This is a genomic window from Pseudomonas sp. GW822-FHT02E03, from assembly GCF_058802325.1.
Genome location: NZ_JBXAOA010000028.1, coordinates 22,082 through 41,242 on the forward strand (window position 1 = coordinate 22,082; position 19,161 = coordinate 41,242).

At 58.7% G+C, this 19,161-nt stretch carries 14 protein-coding genes; 8 read left to right on the plus strand and 6 right to left on the minus strand.

The annotated features are described in order from the left end of the window. Both AC1RQB_RS19945 and AC1RQB_RS19950 read right to left on the minus strand, forming a co-directional pair. Positions 1 to 2,829 (minus strand): VCBS domain-containing protein (locus tag AC1RQB_RS19945; RefSeq protein ID WP_493095013.1); only part of this gene is annotated, 2,829 nt, incomplete at its 3' end. Positions 2,830 to 3,589: 760 nt separating this feature from the next. Further along, the gene (locus tag AC1RQB_RS19950) at positions 3,590 to 7,726 is read right to left on the minus strand and encodes a CheR family methyltransferase (RefSeq protein WP_063342838.1); all 4,137 of its coding nucleotides are present in this window, start codon (positions 7,724 to 7,726) and stop codon (positions 3,590 to 3,592) included. 379 nt (positions 7,727 to 8,105) lie between these two features. Between AC1RQB_RS19950 and AC1RQB_RS19955 the strand changes: the two genes are divergently transcribed. From AC1RQB_RS19955 to AC1RQB_RS19970, 4 genes are all read left to right on the plus strand, one after another. Continuing rightward, positions 8,106 to 9,710: a tetratricopeptide repeat-containing response regulator gene (locus tag AC1RQB_RS19955; protein ID WP_008071807.1), complete on the plus strand. Its 1,605-nt coding sequence runs from the start codon at positions 8,106 to 8,108 to the stop codon at positions 9,708 to 9,710. After that, positions 9,707 to 10,399: a sensor histidine kinase gene (locus AC1RQB_RS19960; protein WP_063342839.1), complete on the plus strand. Its 693-nt coding sequence runs from the start codon at positions 9,707 to 9,709 to the stop codon at positions 10,397 to 10,399. Before AC1RQB_RS19955 ends, AC1RQB_RS19960 begins: the two co-directional genes overlap by 4 nt. Before the next feature lie 283 nt (positions 10,400 to 10,682). After that, positions 10,683 to 11,924 (plus strand): glutamine synthetase family protein, encoded by a 1,242-nt coding sequence (locus tag AC1RQB_RS19965; protein ID WP_198537241.1) that lies wholly within the window; start codon positions 10,683 to 10,685, stop codon positions 11,922 to 11,924. A gap of 71 nt (positions 11,925 to 11,995) precedes the next feature. Continuing rightward, on the plus strand, positions 11,996 to 13,378 hold the full coding sequence (locus AC1RQB_RS19970) for an MFS transporter (RefSeq protein WP_063342841.1): 1,383 nt from the start codon (positions 11,996 to 11,998) through the stop codon (positions 13,376 to 13,378). A 63-nt stretch (positions 13,379 to 13,441) separates the two neighbouring features. On the opposite strand, the gene AC1RQB_RS19975 is transcribed toward AC1RQB_RS19970, so the two are convergent. The 4 genes from AC1RQB_RS19975 to flgA form a co-directional block, all read right to left on the minus strand. Next, positions 13,442 to 14,188, minus strand: a complete 747-nt coding sequence (locus tag AC1RQB_RS19975; protein WP_063342842.1) for a flagellar brake protein — start codon at positions 14,186 to 14,188, stop codon at positions 13,442 to 13,444. Between the two features lie 88 nt (positions 14,189 to 14,276). Then, complete coding sequence (locus AC1RQB_RS19980) at positions 14,277 to 14,744, minus strand: flagella synthesis protein FlgN (RefSeq protein WP_008071798.1); 468 nt, start codon at positions 14,742 to 14,744, stop codon at positions 14,277 to 14,279. Positions 14,745 to 14,791: 47 nt separating this feature from the next. Continuing rightward, the gene (gene flgM, locus AC1RQB_RS19985; protein WP_063342843.1) at positions 14,792 to 15,118 is read right to left on the minus strand and encodes a flagellar biosynthesis anti-sigma factor FlgM; all 327 of its coding nucleotides are present in this window, start codon (positions 15,116 to 15,118) and stop codon (positions 14,792 to 14,794) included. A gap of 169 nt (positions 15,119 to 15,287) precedes the next feature. Then, complete coding sequence (gene flgA / locus AC1RQB_RS19990) at positions 15,288 to 16,049, minus strand: flagellar basal body P-ring formation chaperone FlgA (protein WP_032830386.1); 762 nt, start codon at positions 16,047 to 16,049, stop codon at positions 15,288 to 15,290. Between the two features lie 81 nt (positions 16,050 to 16,130). Between flgA and AC1RQB_RS19995 the strand changes: the two genes are divergently transcribed. The 4 genes from AC1RQB_RS19995 (at position 16,131) to flgC (ending at position 19,159) form a co-directional block, all read left to right on the plus strand. After that, complete coding sequence (locus AC1RQB_RS19995; RefSeq protein WP_063342844.1) at positions 16,131 to 17,063, plus strand: chemotaxis protein CheV; 933 nt, start codon at positions 16,131 to 16,133, stop codon at positions 17,061 to 17,063. Between the two features lie 46 nt (positions 17,064 to 17,109). Continuing rightward, complete coding sequence (gene cheR, locus AC1RQB_RS20000; RefSeq protein WP_008071786.1) at positions 17,110 to 17,937, plus strand: protein-glutamate O-methyltransferase CheR; 828 nt, start codon at positions 17,110 to 17,112, stop codon at positions 17,935 to 17,937. Positions 17,938 to 18,304: 367 nt separating this feature from the next. Next, positions 18,305 to 18,712 carry a flagellar basal body rod protein FlgB gene (gene flgB, locus AC1RQB_RS20005; protein ID WP_008071783.1) on the plus strand — a complete coding sequence of 136 codons (408 nt, stop codon included), beginning with the start codon at positions 18,305 to 18,307 and terminating at the stop codon, positions 18,710 to 18,712. Between the two features lie 3 nt (positions 18,713 to 18,715). Then, positions 18,716 to 19,159, plus strand: a complete 444-nt coding sequence (gene flgC / locus AC1RQB_RS20010; RefSeq protein ID WP_008071781.1) for a flagellar basal body rod protein FlgC — start codon at positions 18,716 to 18,718, stop codon at positions 19,157 to 19,159. Positions 19,160 to 19,161 lie beyond the last annotated feature (2 nt).

The window sequence follows — 19,161 nt, forward strand, 5'->3', positions numbered from 1 at the left end:
GGTGCCGGCGACGAACTCGTTGTGGGCGCTATTGGCGACATAGTTCCAGGCACCATTAGTGCCGATGGAAAATTGGCCATAACTGCCGGCGGTGTTGGTCTGCGTGACGAAGGTCGCGGCGCTGTCGATGTCGCTGATGGTCAGCGTGCCGTTGGTGGTCAGCGGGGCATTGGTCTCTGTGAGGTTGGCGATGTCGGCGGACAACACGGCGGCATCGTTAGTACCGGTGACAGTAACGGTCACCAGCTGAGTGTCCACGCCGCCAAGGCCATCGCTGACCTGCACGGTGAACACTTCATTGTGACTCTCGCCGGCCTTCAACGATTGCACGGCACTGGCGACACCATCGGTGCCATTGGCCAGGGTGTACGTCCACTGGCCGGTGCTGTCGACGGCGATCGAGCCGTAGGTTCCCGTAGCCGAGCCATTGATGGTCCAACTGGTCGTGGCATCGTGATCGATGTCGGCCGAACTGAACTGGCCACTCACGCTGAGCGTGGTGTCTTCCTTTACCGCGCCGGCATCGTTACCCGCCGCGAAACTGAGTACCGGGGCGTCGTTGCTGCCGGTGACGGTGACGGTCACCAGTTGAGTGTCGACGCCGCCGAGGCCATCGCTGACCTGCACGCTGAACACTTCATTATGACTCTCGCCAGCCTTCAACGATTGCACGGCACTGGCGACACCATCGGTGCCATTGGCCAGGGTGTACGTCCACTGGCCAGTGCTATCCACGGCGATCGAGCCGTAGGTTCCCGTAGCCGAGCCATTGATGGTCCAACTGGTCGTGGCATCGTGATCGATGTCGGCCGAACTGAACTGGCCACTCACGCTGAGCGTGGTGTCTTCCTTTACCGCGCCGGCATCGTTACCCGTCGCGAAACTGAGTACGGGCGCATCGTTAGTGCCGGTGACAGTGACGGTCACCTGCTGAGTATCAACACCGCCGAGGCCATCGCTGACCTGCACGGTGAACACTTCATTATGACTTTCGCCAGCCTTCAATGACTGCACGGCACTGGCAACGCCATCGGTGCCATTGGCCAAGGTGTACGTCCACTGGCCGGTGCTATTCACCGCAATCGAACCGTAAGTGCCCGAAGCCGAGCCATTGATGCTCCAGGTGGCGGTGGCAGCGTGATCGATATCGGCCGAGCTGAACTGGCCGCTGACGCTGAGGGTGCTGTCTTCCTGCACGGCGCCGACATCATTGCCCGTCGCAAAACTGAGTACGGGTGCGTCATTGGTGCCAGTGAGGGTGATGGTCACAGTCTGCGTCGCTGAAGCAGCATTAGCCGCGCCACTGTTGTCGGTGGCAACCACCGTGTACGAGAAGGTGATGGTTTCACCCGCACCGAGGAAGTCGAGGTTCTGGTTGCTGCTGTAGTCCCAGCTGTTCTGATCGACCGAGAAACCGGCCACCAGTGCCGAAGCCACGCCCGCATTGAGCGTGCCGCCGCTCCAGGCGATGTTGCCGTCAGAGGTGTGCGACACAGTCACCACGTCGATGTTGTCCACATCGGCAAAACTCAGTGCACCGCTGTCGCTCAGCGTGGCGGTGCCATTACCTTCGTTCATTGCGCCGCTGCTGTCGGCGATCGTCAGCGTCGGCCGATCGTTAGTACCGGTGATAGTAATGGTCACGGTCTGCACCGCGCCGTCGCCAATCGCCACGTTATAGGTTTGGGTGACGATCTGGCCTTCGCCGAGGAACTGCAGGGCGGTGTTGTTCACCGCGAAGTTCCAACCCAGCGAACCACTGCCCGTGCCGGTGCTGTCGCTCAGTGGATCAGTGGTGAAACTGCCCAGATAGCCGGAAGCGCCCGGCGTGACGGTGACGCTGTGGGTGTCGATCAGGTCGACGTCGGTGAAGGTGATGTTGCCGCTGGCTGCGTAGTCGCCGCTGTCTTCCCCGGCATCGCCGGTCTGCGCGCCGCTGGTGATCTGCACCTGATCGTTGGTACCGGTGATAGTAATCGTCACATTCTGCGTGGTCGACGAACCATGCCCGTCATTGATGGTGACCACATAAGTTTCGGTAGCCGTCTGACCTTGGGCCAGGGACTGGGCTGCCGCATTATTGAGGGTGTAAGTCCAGTTAACGGAGCCGTCGGCGGTGTTGGCCGCTTCGGTCACGGGGGCAAGGACGAAGGTGCCCAGCGCGGTTGTATTGCCTCCCGCAGCCTCGAAAGAGGCGGTATGCGTGTCGCTCAGGTCTACATCGCTAAAAGCAATAGTGCCTGTCGCGCTCAGCGAGTCAGTGGTGCTCGGCGTCGTGCTCGCATCTTCGGTTACCGTGCTGGCCTGGGCGCCGAGGCTCATCGTCACACTGTCATTCATGCCAGCGAACTGTACCTGCGCGGTAGCCCAGCTGAGCGTGCCGTTACCCAGACGAATCGCATAGGTAAAACTGTCCGTCAGGGATCCTCCAGCTGCCAGCGCCTGGAGTTGTGCCTTGAACGCAGTCGACAACGTAGCGGCGTCGTAGCCGACCTTGCCATCGGAGGTAATCCAGATCTTTGCACCATTGAAACTGGTGTCAGTACTCGTCGCCTCGATTCTGCCCGTGTCCTGGACCAGCAGGTCGGCCGGAGCATAAACCTTGGTGGCGGTAGAAAGACTGGTCGCGTCATCGAGTGACCAAAGTGTCTTTGCGCTGCCGCCGAGGTCATTGGACATGACGTCCAGGTACACGACTCCCAGCAGTTCTTCAGTGATGGCCGCGGTGCTCGTGCCAATAACTCCGGCAGTGAAAATGTCGTCCTGCGCCTGCGGAGTGTTGGAAAGCGAAGTAACGGTGCCGCCGCTGGTAGTTGTGGTGGTAGCCATGTCTTTCTCCCGAAAATGCCATTTTTTTATTTTTAGAATCGCTAGGGACTGCTAACAGGGCGAAGTCCCGTTCTTGCACCGCTCAGGTCGTTCAAGAGTGGTGCGAGGCGGCCGCCGGACATCGTCGGCCAGCTGACGGGACAAGCGCTGCCGGCAGAGGCGCGCGGGTATTGCGGGGGTGAAAAAGCTCGCCGCACTCGAGGAGCGGATCGCAGCTCAGGTTGGGCGAACGTGGGCCCGAACCTGGGGCTGCATTACGCACGGCGCGCAGTAATCTGAGAGCTCCCATGTGGAAGGGACTCCTGAAGTAATGGCTGGATGAGGCCGTGTCTTGGGATAGCCCTGACTCAGGAGTACGGCCTTTCCTGATATCAGTTTGATAGGTGTTTAGTTGTGGGCTCAGGCTTTGTAAAGGTGTTAACCGGATGAAACGGTGCCATGTGCCAATATTCCGACAAGTGGATGTTTAGGTGTCAATATTATGTCGATCTGTTTTTGGCGAAGGGACTGAAGGCACTCAATACTGGTGCGGCTAAAATGATCTGAAACCCTTATGCGGCATGGGCTGGCTGTGTTTTATCGGTGCTGGGACGCCCCTGAGATTTCAGCGTTCTGTGTTAAAAAGGCCCCGCCAGAGCCTGATGCAGGTCGGTTGGGATTTTGATGGGGGAGGAGTTTCACGACAGAGGCCGCGATGTACCTTACTGCGCGGCATTGGAGTGGGGGCGCTCAGCGAGCGAGGGATATGGTGGCCGGGGCCTCAGGCCTGGGACTGCCGCAGAGTCTCGATGGTTGTGATCAGGTCATCGTAGGAAACCGGTTTTCCAATGTGCTGGTCAAAACCCGATTGGCGGGCCTTTTTAATGTCGCTGCTGGCGCCATAGCCGGTCAGGGCAATGGCCGGCACATCCTTGGCGAGCGGCAACTGACGTAATGCACTCATCAGCTCATGGCCGTTCATGACCGGCATGCCCAAATCCGAAATGATCACATCGAAACGGGTGCTCTTCGCTGCGTCCAGAGCGGCCATCGGACGATCGAAGGCAATGACTTGGGCGTCCTCCATTTCCAGCAGCATTTTCAAGGTTTCCAGCACCTCGGCAGAGTCGTCGACCAACAGAATCGTCAAGCCGCTCAGTCTTCCTGACACATCGTCGATGTGAGCTTCGGTTTGGGTTTTTCCTTCGATGATGGCCAGTGGCAAGTAGACACTGAAGGTACAGCCTTCCCCGACGCCCGGTGAACTCACCTCAACCGTACCCCGTTGTGCCTCGGTCAATTGGCGGACCAGTGACAAGCCGATGCCCAGCCCCTCGCGTTGGTGGTTGGCGTGCTGTGTTTCTGCCTGGCCAAACAGGTCGAATACGTGTTCGAGGTGCTCGGCCGCGATACCGATGCCATCATCCTTGACGTCCAGGCGGGCCATATTTCCGGCCTGCCGGGCGATCAATTGCACGTGGCCGTTGGGTGGGGTGAATTTCAGTGCGTTGTTCACCAGATTCCAGATGATCTGCTCCAGGCGCGTCGGATCGGCGCAGACCATCAACGGCTCCGACGGTATTTGCAACTCCACGGTGGTGCTGTGCCGATCATTGAGCACGACCGTGTGGATATCGCGCAGCACACCGGCCAGGTCCATGGCCACCGGTTTCAGCTTGAGCTTGCCGGTACGGACGCGGGCGACGTCCAGCAGGTCGTCGATGATCCGTGCCTGGCTGCTGACGGCATCGCAGATGGTGCTGACGGCTTTGGCGGCCGGCGCCACCGACTTGGTCACCGGCAAGCGTCTCAGCAATTCGGCGTTGAGCTGGATCAGGTTCAGTGGATGCTTGAGTTCGTGGGACATGACCGCGAAGAACTCATCCTTGAGGTAATTGGTGTTAAGCGTCTCGGCCAGTTGTTGGCTCTGCTCTTCATGCTGGCGTTTGTGGCCGGTCAGGTCACGGGCGATTTTCACATAGCCTCGCAGGTTGTCACCGCTGAGCAGGGTCACCTCGCCGCTGCAATAGAAACGGCTGCCGTCCTTGCGCAGGTGCCAGCGTTCATCCTCGGAACGGCCATGGGTACGAGCCCCCAGCAGTTCGGTTTCGGGCACGCCGGAGGCGCGGTCTTCGGCGGAAAAAATGAAGTCGTAGTAGGCACCTTCGGCTTCGGCCTTGCTGTAGCCGAAGATCAGCTCGGCGCCTTTGTTCCAGCTGGTGATCACGCCTTGTTCATCGAGGGTGATGATCGCGTAGTCGCGGGTACTCTCGGCCACCAGACGCATGCGTTCTTCGCCCAGGCGCAATTCTTCTTCAGCCGCGCGGCGTTTGGTGATGTCGATGAAGGTCAGCACGGTACCGTCGATATGGTCTTCGCTGGAGCGGTAGGGCAGCAGACGGGCGATGTACCAGCGCTTGTCGGTGCTGCTGACTTCGCGCTCGATCATGTTCAATGATTCGAATACCTGGGCGGCGTCACTCGCCAGGTCGTCATAGTGCAGGCGATGAGTGATGTCGAGCAGTGAACGGCCGGTGTCCATCGGCAACATGCTGAAAATGTCGGTAGCGCGCGGGGTGAACCATTTGATCCGCATACTGCGGTCGACAAAGACCGTGGCAATGTCGGTGGAAGCGATCAGGTTGGTCAGGTAGTCGTTGATCTTGTCGGTTTCTTCGACTTTGGTTTTCAGTTCGTAGTTGACCGTCAGCAACTCTTCGTTGATCGATTGCAGCTCTTCCTTGCTGGTTTCCAGTTCTTCGGTGGCCGAGCGCAGTTCTTCGTTGATCGCCTGCATTTCTTCGTTGGAGGCTTTCAGTTCTTCACTGGAGACTTCCGATTGCTCAATGGTGTCCTGCAAGTGCAGCTTGGTGCGTTGCAGTTCACGTTCCAGGTTGGACAATACCTGGCTCTCGGTTTGCAGCAGGGGCGTGGTCGTCACTTGCGAAGGATCGACTTCGACTTCCTCGAAAATCACCAGGACGAACTCGCCGTCCGATTCTTCATCCTTGTAAGGCTGTGCCTCCAGGCTGACCTTGTAGCGTCGATCTTCGCGCTTGATCGGCACCTCGCGGGATTTGACCGCCAGGCCGCTCTGCTGGACCTGGAACAGCGTGGTGCGGATCTCCAGGCGCAGCTCCGGAAGGATCAGCGTCAGCAGGTTGCGCGACAGCTCACCGCCCACATGCCGCAGGAAACGCCCGGCACTTTCGCTCATGTGCAGGATGTCGGCGTTGGCGTCGACGATCATGCTCGGCGGGGCGGCGCGTTCGAGGGCGCGCTGGTGGATGTCGGCGAAAGAAAGTTTACGCTGCACGGCGCTTTGCGGTGCCTGCTGCGAAACGCCGGTGCGCACATAGCCACCGCGTGGCACGGTCGGCATGCGTCGGCTATTGGCGGTGCCGGTCTTGGCGCGGAAGATCCGGTTGCGTTTGTCTACTGGTGTGAACAGCTCATGGCAAGCGTCTGCGCTTTCGGAAGACCCCAGGAACAGGAAGCCGCCGGGCCGCAATGCAAAGTGGAACATCTGCAGAATTTCGCGTTGCACGCCGCGATCCAGATAGATCAGCAGGTTACGGCAAACGATCAGGTCGATTTGTGAAAAGGGTGGGTCGGACAACAGGCTGTGTTTGGCGAACAGCACTTTCTCGCGGATTTCCTTGCGAATCCGATAGTGGTCGTCTTCCTTGATGAAGTAATGCCGCAACCGCGTCGGCGGCACATCCGTGATAATCGCTTGCGGGTACAGACCGGCCCGACCGAAGCTGATGGCGCGCTCGTCGATGTCGGTGGCGAAAACTTGCAGCGAAGCCTTGCTGGACTCCAGTTGCAGCTGATCGCTGACCAGCATCGCCAGGCTGTAGGCTTCTTCGCCGGTGGAACAGCCAGCTGACCACACTCGAATTTCTTCTTTCTCTGGCTGCGCCGAAATCGCGGCGCTGACCAGTTGCGGCACGATATCGCGCTCTAGTGCTTCAAAGGCTTCACGATCACGGAAGAAGTTGGTCACGCCGATCAGCATGTCCCCGAGCAACGCTTTGGTTTCTTCGGGATTGCTTTGCAGGTAGTGGTAATAAGCTTTCAGGTCTGGCTGGGCGGTGACCTGCATCCGGCGCTCGATCCGCCGCAATACCGTCGCGCGCTTATAGTGCTTGAAGTCGTGACCGGTGCCGGTGCGCAACTGGATCAGGATGTCGTGCAGCATTTGCTCGGCGAGTGCAACATCGCGCTCGGACACCGAGGCGATGGTTTGATGTTCCGGCTCGTTGAGGATGGGCAAGCTGATTTCCTGGGAGTTATGCCATAGATCCAGCAGTTTTTGCGGCATTTCGACCACGGGCAATACGAGATCGACCAGGCCGGTCTCGATGGCTGCGCGTGGCATACCGTCGAACTCGGCGTCCTCCGGCACCTGGGCCATGGTGATACCGCCCTGTTCCTTGATGCGTGACAAGCCGACCGCGCCATCGGAGCCGCTGCCGGAGAGCACCAGGCAAAAGGCGCGTTCCTGGTGTACGTCAGCCAGGTCACGAAAGAACAGATCGATCGAGGCGTGGCGCCCCAGCTGCGGATCGTTTTCACTGACTTCAAGGTTGCCGTCATTCATCGTCAGCCGCTGCGCGGGTGAGATGACGTACACCCGGTTTTTCTCGATCGGCACGGTTTCGGTGACCTGCAGGACCGGCATCCGGGTCGATTCCTGGATGATCTTGTCAGCGATGCTTTGGTGGTCGGGCGACAGATGAAGAATGATCACGAACGCCATGCCGTTGTCGTGGGGCATGTTCTCGAAGAACAACTTAATGGCCTGGAGCCCACCCGCCGACGCACCGATGCCCACCACCGGAAAGTCCAGGGTGCTGGGACTCAAGGCCTTTTGCTCAGAAGCGGTGGCCGAGTGCTTGGGGTTGGTGGTCATTACTTCTGCCTTTGCTGGCGATGTAAAGCGTATTGAGTTCAAGCGGGTATAAAACGCGCGTCAATTCAGAATAATCCCGTTTTTCAATAAGGCCTTCAATTATTTAGCGCGCATTTATGGGCCGATATAAGTTTTTGACAAGCAAATGCGCAATTGCACTCCTGCCGCTTCAAGGGAACGCGACTACTGGCCGATAACCCGAACAGTCGTTGTCATTTTTATTTCTGGCGGCCGGCAATTGTCATCACGGGTTTTTGCGAAATTGCTTGATAGCCTATGGCCTCCCGCTATCATCTGCGCGCCAAAAAAGGCCGCGAAGCTGAGTTCGCCCGTGTAGTTGCCTTTGGGTTGTTCTTCTTAAATTGCCTGGAAATCTTCGATGCTGTCGTATCACCAAAAGAGTTTTCTGATCGTCGATGATTTCTCGGATTTCCGCAGTTCCGTCAGGTCCATGCTGCGGGAGCTGGGCGTCAAGGACGTCGACACCGCCGATACCGGTGAACAGGCGCTGCGCATGTGCTCGCAGAAGTCCTACGACTTCATCCTGCAGGATTTTCACCTGGGCGACGGCAAGAAGAACGGTCAGCAGGTGCTTGAAGACCTGATGATCGAGAAGCTGATCAGCCATGAAAGTGTGTTTGTCATGGTCACCGCCGAAACCAGCCAGGCCATGGTGCTCAGCGCACTGGAGCATGAGCCCGATGCTTACCTGACCAAGCCGTTCAACCGTTCCGGCCTGGCCCAGCGCCTGGAACGACTGGAACAGCGTAAGACCTTGCTCAAACCGATCCTGCAAGCCCTTGACCGGGGCAAACCGGTTGAAGTGCTCAATGCCTGCATTGCCCTGTGCAAACAGGACATTCGGTATTCGCCGCTGTGCCTGCGTTACCGCGCCGATGCGTTGCGCGATTTGAACCAGAACGAAGCGCTGGAACGCCTCTATGACGGCATCATTGCCGATCGGCCATTGCCATGGGCATTTGCCGGGTTGGGCCAGTTGCTGTTTAAGCGCGGCCAGGTCAGCCAGGCCAAAGGCATTTATGAAAAAGCCCTGAAAGTTTTTCCGATGATGCCGGCCCTCTACGACGGCATGGCTGATGTGCTGGTCGCCGAAGGGGACACCAAGGGGGCGCAGAGAGTCCTGGAAGAGGCTATTCGCCTGTCGCCGCTGGCGGTGCGCCGGCAAGCGTTGCTGGGCAAGCTGGCAATGGCCAACGAGGATTTCGATACCGCTTCCAAGGCCTATCGCCAGGCGGTGGCCCAAGGGGCGCAGTCACGTTTCAAGGATGCGGAAAGCAACCTCGGTTTGGCCCATGCCTTGATCAGCAAAGGCAGTGAAAAGGGGCTGGACACCCGGACCCGCCTCGAAATCAACACCACGCTGAGTGCGGTGGCGAAGGAGAACCCATCCGACCCCGGCTTGCAGATTCGTGCGCGCCTGATGAAAGCCACCAGTCTGCTGCTCAACGATGCCGAAACCGCCGAGAAACTCACCGAGCAGGCGATGATGCGCCTCGATGGCATGGAGCAGTTCATGAGCGCCGAAGCGGCGCTGCTCGTGGCCAAGCAGCTGCAAATGTTGGGGCAGGCGAGTGCTGGCGCTTCGATGCTGAAAAACTGTGCGGAAATCTACGGCGACGATCCGACCGTGATGAAAGGCATCGCCAAACTGACTGACGACCCGACCATCCTCAACTCCGGCAACGCGGCCGCCGACCTCAACCGTCAGGGCGTGCGGGTGTACAAGACCGGCAATCTGGTGGAAGCCCGGGATGTATTCCGCAAAGCCCTGGCGTTGCAGCCGAAGAACATCAGTATTGCCCTGAACATGGCGCAGTCGTTGCTGCATGGCACCGACACCAGTGTGCCGTCGGCCGAACTGGAAGAATGCCGGGCCTGCCTGAAAACCGTCGGCCTGATGCCCGATACCGACGCGCGTTATCCGCGCTACCAGAAACTGAAAATCAAGGCGTTCGGCGAATGATCGACAGCGAACCGTCACTCGACTTTTCCACGGTGATTGCCTCCACCGTGCATGACATGAAGAACTCCCTGGCCATGCTGATGCAGGCGCACAGCCAATGGCTGGCGCGCTTGCCCGATCCCGAGCAACACACCCCGGAGCAGGGCGTGATCGACTTCGAGTTCGCCCACCTCAATGGCATGCTGGTGCAATTGCTGGGGCTGTACAAACTCGGCGTCAACCAGATGCCGTTGCAGCCGGCCTACCATGAGCTGGATGATTTCATCGAGGCGCAACTGGCGGCTCACCAGGAAGTGTTCGCCAGCCGCGGCATTATCGCGAGCTATGAAGTGGACCCGTTGAGCCCGCTGGGTTTCTTCGATCGGGAACTGATTGCCTCGGTACTCGCCAACTGCATCAACAATGCCATTCGTTACGCCCGCCATGCCTTGTTGATCAGCGTCAGCGATGAGGCCGGGCAACTGGTGTTGACCATCAATGACGATGGCGAGGGTTATCCAGCCGAGATGATCGAGCGTCAGGCCGATTACGTGCAGGGCATCAACCACAGCAGTGGCAGCACCGGCCTGGGCCTGTACTTTGCCGGACGGATTGCCGCCTTGCATCAGCGCAATGGCGTGGGCGGACGCACCGAAATCAGCAATGGCGGCCCCCTGGGCGGCGGCGTGTTCAGCCTGTATCTCCCCTGACAGACACAATCCCCCGAAGGCTGCGATCTTTTGATCTTGTGTTTAAAAAGCAAAGTCAAAAGATCGCAGCCTTCGGCAGCTCCTGCACCTTTTTGTTTGACGCTGCTTGATATTCCGAACAGCCGAAGCCTATTTTGTACGGGTCGCCGTTCGCGGCTCGTACAACAACAAGGATTGCGTCATGACAACCGATGGCCATCGTTCACTCGCGCAGCGATTGACGGGCATTGATGAGATTGAATGTGTCACGCCGGACCTGAACGGCGTACCACGCGGCAAGGTGATGACCGCCGAAGGATTTCTTGAAGGGCGGCGTTTGCAGATGGCGCGGGGAGTGCTGCTGCAATGCATCATGGGCGGTTATCCGCCGGCGCGCTTTTATGGCAGCGATGATGGCGACCTGGCGCTGGTGCCTGATCCCGCGCAGATCCACCGCTTGCCCTGGAGCCAGCAGCCTCGGGCGCTGGCCATTTGCGATGCGGACGAGCTGACTGGCGAGAGCTCGCCGTTGTCGACCCGCGGCCAACTCAAGGCTGTGATCGCTCGATATGCAGCCCTCGGTCTGGCGCCGGTGGTGGCGACCGAGCTGGAGTTCTTCGTCTTCGCGCCCAACCCTGACCCGACGCAACCCTTCCAGCCGCCACTGGGCCTGGACGGTCGTCGCGAGGACGGTCATTCGGCGTTCAGCGTCAGCTCTAACAATGGCTTGCGGCCGTTCTTCAACGAAGTCTACGAATGCATGGCGGCGCTGGGCTTGCCGCGCGATACCTTCATGCACGAGATGGGTGTCAGCCAGTTCGAGATCAACCTGCTGCACGGCGATCCGCTACTGTTGGCCGACCAGACCTTGTTGTTCAAGCATCTGCTCAAGGAAGTGGCGCTCAAGCATGGCCTGACCGTGGTCTGCATGGCCAAGCCGTTGGCGCACACGCCGGGCAGTTCGATGCATATTCACCAGAGCATCGTCGAGATCGGCACCGGGCGTAACGTGTTCAGCGACAAGGCCGGCGAGCCGACCGCGACCTTCCGTCATTTCATCGGTGGCCAGCAGGCCGGTATGGCGGATTTCACCGCGCTGTTTGCGCCGAACGTGAACTCCTATCAGCGCCTCTGCCATCCTTTCGCATCGCCGAACAATGCCTGCTGGTCCCACGATAATCGCGCGGCCGGATTGCGCATTCCGGCCAGTTCACCGGTCGCTCGTCGGGTCGAAAACCGCTTGCCGGGGGCCGATGCCAATCCGTATCTGGCGATTGCCGCTAGCCTGGCATCAGGGTTGTATGGCATCGAAAACAAACTGGAGCCGAGCGAGCCGATCCAGGGTGAGTTCGTTGTGCCGGATAATCTTTCGTTGCCGTGTACCTTGCATGCCGCTCTTGAACGTCTGAAACGTAGCCAATTGGCGAAGGAACTGTTCGGCAAGGAGTTCATCGAAGGCTACATCGCTTCGAAGACCATGGAGTTGACCAGCTTCTTTGATGAAATTACTCCCTGGGAACGGCGTGTTCTAGCAGCCCAGGCCTGACGACCCGTCGCCGTCGGGCTATCGTTTGTCGATAGCCCGATACTCACTGCAAGGAGCCGCTCGGAACGCCGATGCGCCAAATCTTGAAATCTTTTCGGGGGCTTTATTTCGCCTCGCTGATGATGTTGATCGGCTCGGGCCTGTTGAGTACTTACCTTGCCCTGCGCCTGGCGGCCGATAAAGTCGATAGCCTGTGGGTCGGTGCGTTGATGGCGGCCAACTATTTCGGCCTGGTGCTGGGCGGCAAGATCGGCCATCGGCTGATTGCCCGGGTCGGGCATATTCGAGCCTATTCAGCCTGCGCCGGGATCGTCGGCGCGGCGGTGCTGGGCCACGGTTTGGTGGACTGGCTGCCCGCGTGGCTGTTCCTGCGGGTGATCGTCGGCCTGGGCATGATGTGCCAGTACATGGTGATCGAAAGCTGGCTCAATGAGCAGGCAGAAGCCAATAAGCGTGGCGTGGTGTTCAGCGGCTACATGATCGCTTCGTACCTGGGGTTGGTGCTGGGTCAGCTGATTCTGGTCATGCACCCGGGCCTGGGCCTGGAACTGCTGATGCTGGTCGCCCTGTGTTTCGCCCTGTGCCTGGTGCCGGTGGCCCTGACGCGGCGGATTCACCCGGCGCCTTTGCACCCGGCGCCGATGGAACCACGCTTCTTCATCAAGCGCGTGCCACAGTCGTTGAGTACGGTGTTGGGGTCGGGTTTGATCGTCGGTTCGTTCTACGGTCTGGCGCCGCTGTATGCCTCGCAGCAAGGGCTGTCCACCGAACAGGTCGGTCTGTTCATGGGTAGCTGCATTTTTGCAGGCCTGGTGGTGCAGTGGCCGTTGGGTTGGCTGTCGGACCGCTATGACCGGGCGCTGTTGATCCGCTGTTTCGCGTTTAGCCTGGCGCTGGCTGCGTTGCCGCTGGCGATCATGCGGCAGGTGCCGCTGGAGGTGTTGTTCATCGCCGGGTTCCTCTGCTCGTTGGTGCAGTTCTGCCTGTACCCGTTGGCGGTGGCGTTCTCCAACGACCACGTCGAGGGTGATCGTCGGGTGTCGCTGACGGCGATGCTGCTGGTGACTTATGGTGTCGGCGCGAGTATCGGACCGTTGGTAGCCGGGGTGTTGATGAAGCTGTTCGGCAGTCAGATGCTCTATGCCTTCTTCAGCTTCTTTGCGCTGGTGCTGGTGTGGCGAATTCGCCCGAAAGCGGTCACCAACCTGCATCAGGTGGACGATGCTCCGCTGCATCACGTGGCGATGCCGGACAGTATGTCGAGCTCGCCACTGGTCGCTTGCCTGGACCCGCGAGTCGATGAACAGGTGGTGCAGGAGCAGATGCAGAACCCTGTCAACCCGGAGGCTGATTTCAATCCGGATGCAGAACCCGAATCAGCGCCTGAAACGGATTCGGAGCCCGAAGACCCTGACACAGGTCGCGAGCAAAGTTTTACCGAAGCGCGGCCTTGACCAAGGCATAAAAAAACGGGCAGTCACCGCAAGGGACTGCCCGTTTTTTATGGGCGTGGCGTATCAGAAGTCGTCTTTATCGAAACGCCGTGCTTCGCGCTGAAGCTGATAGACGAACCGCTCGACCTGGCGCTGCACCAGGCCGCTCATGTTGTGAAAACGCACGCCGGCGAAGGTGGTGTTGATCTTTTCTTCGAAATGCAGGTAACGCAGTTCGACCGGTGCCGTCATGCTGCCGAAGGGCAGGGCAGCGACGAAACGGTCGTAGACCTGGCCCAGTTGCAGGCTGGTGGTGATGTCGCCCTCGAAGCGCAACTTGCAGCCGGTGGCGGAGATGTCCAGCAATTTGCCACTGATGGCCGATTTGAGTTTGTCGCCACCCAGATCGACGTTGACCAGTTGCGCCAGCTTCAACGCGGCGCGGAAAGCATTGCGGCGCTGGTGATAAACCACCTCATCGGGCAGTGCGCCACGGTAGCAGCGGCCATCGCCGGATTCGTCGATGGTCAGCGGGCCATTGCTTTCCCAGGCGATGCGTACGCCGTCGTGGAAGCCTTCGACCTTGAACGGTTCGCCGGCCAGCAGAAAACGTTCGCCATCGCGCGGAATCATTTCGTCCAGGGCGATCATGTTGCTGTCACGGTCGATGTCCACCAGATAACTCTGGAAGCGCTGGCTGCGCTCATGGAACGTGATGATCAGCGGGTCATGGCTGTCTTGCAGCTGACGCAGATTGCCGGAGATTTCCAGGGGCGTAGTGAGCACCTTGGGTGGCTGCGGAGCATCTTCCGCGTTTAAGGCATTGAACACGGGGCATCAATCTCCAGACAAATATGACTACTGGCTAGCATTCTGCCAGCATGTTTCGCGTCTTGATAGAGCGTGCTCATTGAAAGGCTCAAGCCTGACTGAGCGGGCGTGGCTTTGCGAGCTTGGAGGTTGAACCGCGGGCATCATAGAGCGCTGGCGGCTCGCCGCCGGTGAGGATTTTCAGCTGGTTGGCCGTGGCGGCCTGCTGCACCAGAATCGACTGGCCATTGTTAACGTTGGCGGCCTGGCACTGGGCCAGGAGGTCGGTCAGCACGTCGCTCTGTGCCAGCAACTGATCGCCAATGCTCGAATGGCTGGCAAGTTGCTCCAGGCCTTGGCGATTGGTCGGCAGGTTGAGACTGGCGAGGATTTCACTGCGCTTGCGGCCATGCTGCTCAAGCAAAATGATCAATGCCTGTTTCTGCGCCAGAATCTCTTCGAGCAGTGGCATGTCGCGACCGTGCAGCGCGAGGGACTCGGTTTGCAGCAGCTCCAGCAAGTGTTGCGCCGGGGCAAAGTCGTCGATGATCAGTTGCAGTAAATTAGTGTCGTGCATGGCTGGCCTTGGGTTTTAAGCGTCCAAAAGCCTGGCGCGGCCGTGGCCTAGCGCTGGGCTTCGAAGTTGAGCAGTTTGCTGGCTACACGGTTGCTGTCGACTTTATAGCTGCCATCGGCAATCGCTGCTTTCAACTCGGCCACGCGGGCGTTGTCGACGGCAGGCTGATCGCGCAGCTTGTCAGTGACCTTCTGCAACTGTTGAGCCTCATTGCTGAGGTGTACCGATTCCCCGCTTTTGGTGGTACTGGCCTGCTCGGCCGGGGTATTCAGCGGCGCGGATTGGCCGGCTTCGGCGGTTTCCTTCGCGGCGCTGGTACGTGTACTGCCCGCAAGTGACGAGGAGCTGTTTAAACGACTGAAATCGATGACCATGACAAAAAACCTCTGGGTATTTGGACGCTTGCCATGTTTTCGGCTCTTGCTGTGAAAACTTTAGGCCCATTTATCAATGAGCGTGCATGCGCCAGCGTGTGTCCTGCATGCGGCACAGTTTAGGCAACAGCCCAGTGGCGCGCCATCTCTTCACAAGCTCCATGGCCGCTTACATGGAAACTTCCACCTGGCCGGGCGCGGTGACTTGCGCCTTGATGACCCGCTGGGAGTTCAGGTTTTTCACGCGAATCTGTTCGCTCATGCCGCCGTTGGACAGCGCTTCACCCGGCATGCGCACACTGAGCGTACCACTGCGGGCGGTAATCACCACCTGATCGCCCTTGCGAATGACTTCCGCCTGTTCGAGATGGACCAAGGTAATCACTTGATCAGCGACCATTGGTCGGGTCAGCTTTTGTCCGATCGCTTGATCGACGGAAGTCAGAAAACCCTGATTTATCAAGCTGATATCGCGCTCTCGCAGGGTTACGTCCTGAGGTTCGATAATCCCTGTGCGCTTGAGCGGACGGGTGGTGGTCACGATGTCGCGAAACAGCCGTACTTGAGCGGGTACGAAGACTGTCCAGGGGGAGGCTCCATCGCAGCGAACCTTGACCGTAACCCGGCCCAGAGGCCTCGCGGGGCTCTCAAGGGTGGCTGTCAATTCCTTGTCGCACATAGGCATGCGCAGGCGTGGATCGAGCTGATTGACCTCGATCTCGTAGCGTCCTTGCGTTTGACTGGTGGCCAGATAGTCTTCTACGGTGAATTCAAGAAAGCCCTGAGTGACGCCGATAAGCATGTCAGGCAAGGTAACCGCGTCAGCAAGGGCAGGGCTGCCAGCGTTGAACAGGCAAACGGCCGACATCGCGCAGAGCAATCTGCGGCAGGCTGATGTCAGGTGTCGGAAAAATGTCGGTTCTGTGTTCATAAGAGTTAAAAAGCAAGCGCCGTGCCGTTTAGTGAAGAATGTGCGTCGCAACACACTTAGCGTTGGTGTAGGAGTCTGGGCATGGCTGGTGTAATGGATTCGGTGAACCAGCGCACGCAACTGGTGGGGCAGAATCGCCTTGAGCTGTTGTTGTTCCGTCTCGACGGCCAGCAGCTGTATGGGATCAACGTGTTCAAGGTTCGTGAGGTGCTGCAATGCCCCAAACTGACCCTGATGCCCAAGTCCAGTCCTGTCGTGTGCGGTGTGGCGAATATTCGGGGGGCGACCATTCCGATTCTGGATCTGGCGATGGCGACCGGTTCCGGAGCGCTGAAAGATCAAAGCAATCCCTTCGTGATCATCACGGAGTACAACACCAAGACCCAGGGTTTCCTGGTTCGATCGGTGGAGCGCATCGTCAACATGAACTGGGAGGAGATTCATCCGCCACCCAAGGGCACCGGGCGCGATCATTACTTGACGGCGGTGACTCGGGTCGACAATCAGTTGGTCGAAATCATCGACGTCGAGAAGGTGCTGGCGGAAGTGTCACCGACACCGGAAGCGATTTCGGTGGGCGTGGTGGATGTCGATACTCAGCATAAGGCGTTGTCCTTGCGCGTGCTAACGGTCGACGATTCATCGGTGGCGCGCAAGCAGGTGACCCGTTGCCTGCAAACCGTCGGCGTCGAAGTGGTGGCGTTGAACGACGGTCGGCAAGCGCTGGATTACCTGCGCAAGCTGGTCGATGAGGGCAAGAAGCCGGAAGAAGAGTTCCTGATGATGATCTCCGACATCGAGATGCCGGAGATGGACGGGTACACCCTGACGGCCGAAATCCGCAGTGATCCGCGCATGCAAAAGCTGCATATCATCCTGCACACTTCGTTGTCGGGTGTGTTCAATCAGGCGATGGTCAAGAAGGTCGGTGCCGATGACTTTCTGGCCAAATTCCGTCCTGATGACCTGGCATCCCGGGTAGTCGACCGGATCAAAGCAGCAGATAACAGCTAGGGGCCTTCTGTCCCTGGCGGTCAACACGATTTAAGAGGCGGCATCTTTGTCTACGGGTAATTTGGATTTTGAACAGTTCCGGGTATTCCTGGAAAAAGCCTGTGGCATTTTGCTCGGTGAAAACAAGCAATACCTGGTCTCGAGCCGTCTCAACAAACTGATGGAACAGCAGGGCATCAAATCGCTGGGTGAGCTGGTTCAGCGCATCCAGACCCAGCCGCGCAGCGGTTTGCGCGAGATGGTGGTGGATGCCATGACCACCAACGAAACCCTGTGGTTTCGTGATACCTATCCGTTTGAAGTCTTGAAGAACAAGGTCTTGCCTGCAGCGATCAAGGCAAGCCCCGGCCAGCGCCTGCGGATCTGGTCGGCGGCGTGTTCGTCGGGTCAGGAACCGTATTCTCTGTCGATGTCCATCGATGAGTTCGAACGGGTCAACATGGGCCAGTTGAAGATGGGCGTGCAGATCGTTGCCACTGACCTGTCCGGCACCATGCTGACCAACTGCAAGACCGGCGAGTACGACAGCCTGGCCATCGGCCGCGGTCTGTCGCCCGAGCGCCTTCAGCGTTACTTCGACCCGAAAGGGCCAGGGCGCTGGGCGATCAAGGCGCCGATCAAGAGTCGGGTGGAATTTCGCTCGTTCAACCTGCTGGACAGCTACGCGAGCCTGGGCAAGTTCGACATCGTGTTCTGCCGCAACGTGCTGATCTACTTCTCCGCCGAGGTGAAGAAAGACATCCTGTTGCGCATCCACAGCACGCTGAAGCCGGGCGGTTATCTGTTCCTTGGCGCGTCTGAAGCGCTGAACGGTTTGCCGGACCATTACCAGATGGTCCAGTGCAGCCCGGGGATCATTTATCAGGCGAAGTGATTCGTTGATGGCATAAAAAAACGGGAGTCCTCAGGGGCTCCCGTTTTTTTGTGCCTGTAATTATCTCTAAAAATCACCACAACCCCTGTGGGAGCGGGCTTGCCCGCGATAGCGTCATGTCAGTCGACATCTTCATTGCCTGACACTCCGTCATCGCGGGCAAGCCCGCTCCCACAGGGTCAGGTGGTGTTCTTTCTACCGTGATAAGCGGCAGAAAAGCGGCAGGCGGCGGAAATCGGTTGCCGCTTTTCTGGCATTGCCGGCTTGCCACCGCGCGCAAAGCCCCGGTTTACGGGCTTTTTTGAATTGGCACGGCGCTTGCTATGTCCCTGTTACGAAAAATCAGGTCACCCGAAGGTTTCCCGACATGAGCATCAGCTTCGATAAAGCGCTCGGTATCCATGAACAAGCCCTGGGCTTCCGCGCTCAGCGTGCCGAAGTCCTGGCCAACAACATCACCAACGCCGACACCCCGAACTACAAGGCTCGGGATCTGGACTTCTCGAAAGTGCTCGCCGAGCAGAATGAGAAAACCAAAAACGGCAAGTTCGCCTTGAACATGACCAACAGCCGTCACATCGAAGCTGAAGGCATGGGCAATGGCGACGAGTCGCTGATGTATCGCACGCCAATGCAACCGTCGATCGACCAGAACACCGTGGACGCTCAACTGGAACAGTCGAACTACGCGGAAAACGCGGTCAACTTCCAGGCCAGCTTCACCCTGCTCAACAGTAAATTCAAAGGGCTGGTATCAGCCCTGCGTGGAGAGTAAGTCATGTCCCTTGCCAGTGTTTTCAACATTGCCGGTAGCGGCATGAGTGCCCAGACCACTCGTCTGAACACCGTCGCCTCGAACATCGCCAACGCCGAGACCGTCTCGTCGAGCATCGACCAGACCTACCGTGCCCGCCACCCGGTATTCGCCACCATGTTCCAGGGCGGCCAGAGCGGCGGCAGCGATTCGCTGTTCCAGAACCAGGACGCTGCCGGTCAAGGCGTGCAAGTGCTGGGCGTGGTCGAAGACCAGAGCAACCTTGAAGCGCGCTACGAGCCGAACCATCCGGCTGCCGATGGCAAGGGCTACGTCTATTACCCGAACGTCAATGTCGTCGAAGAAATGGCCGACATGATTTCCGCGAGCCGTTCGTTCCAGACCAACGCCGAAATGATGAACACCGCCAAAACCATGATGCAGAAGGTCCTGACCCTCGGTCAGTGATA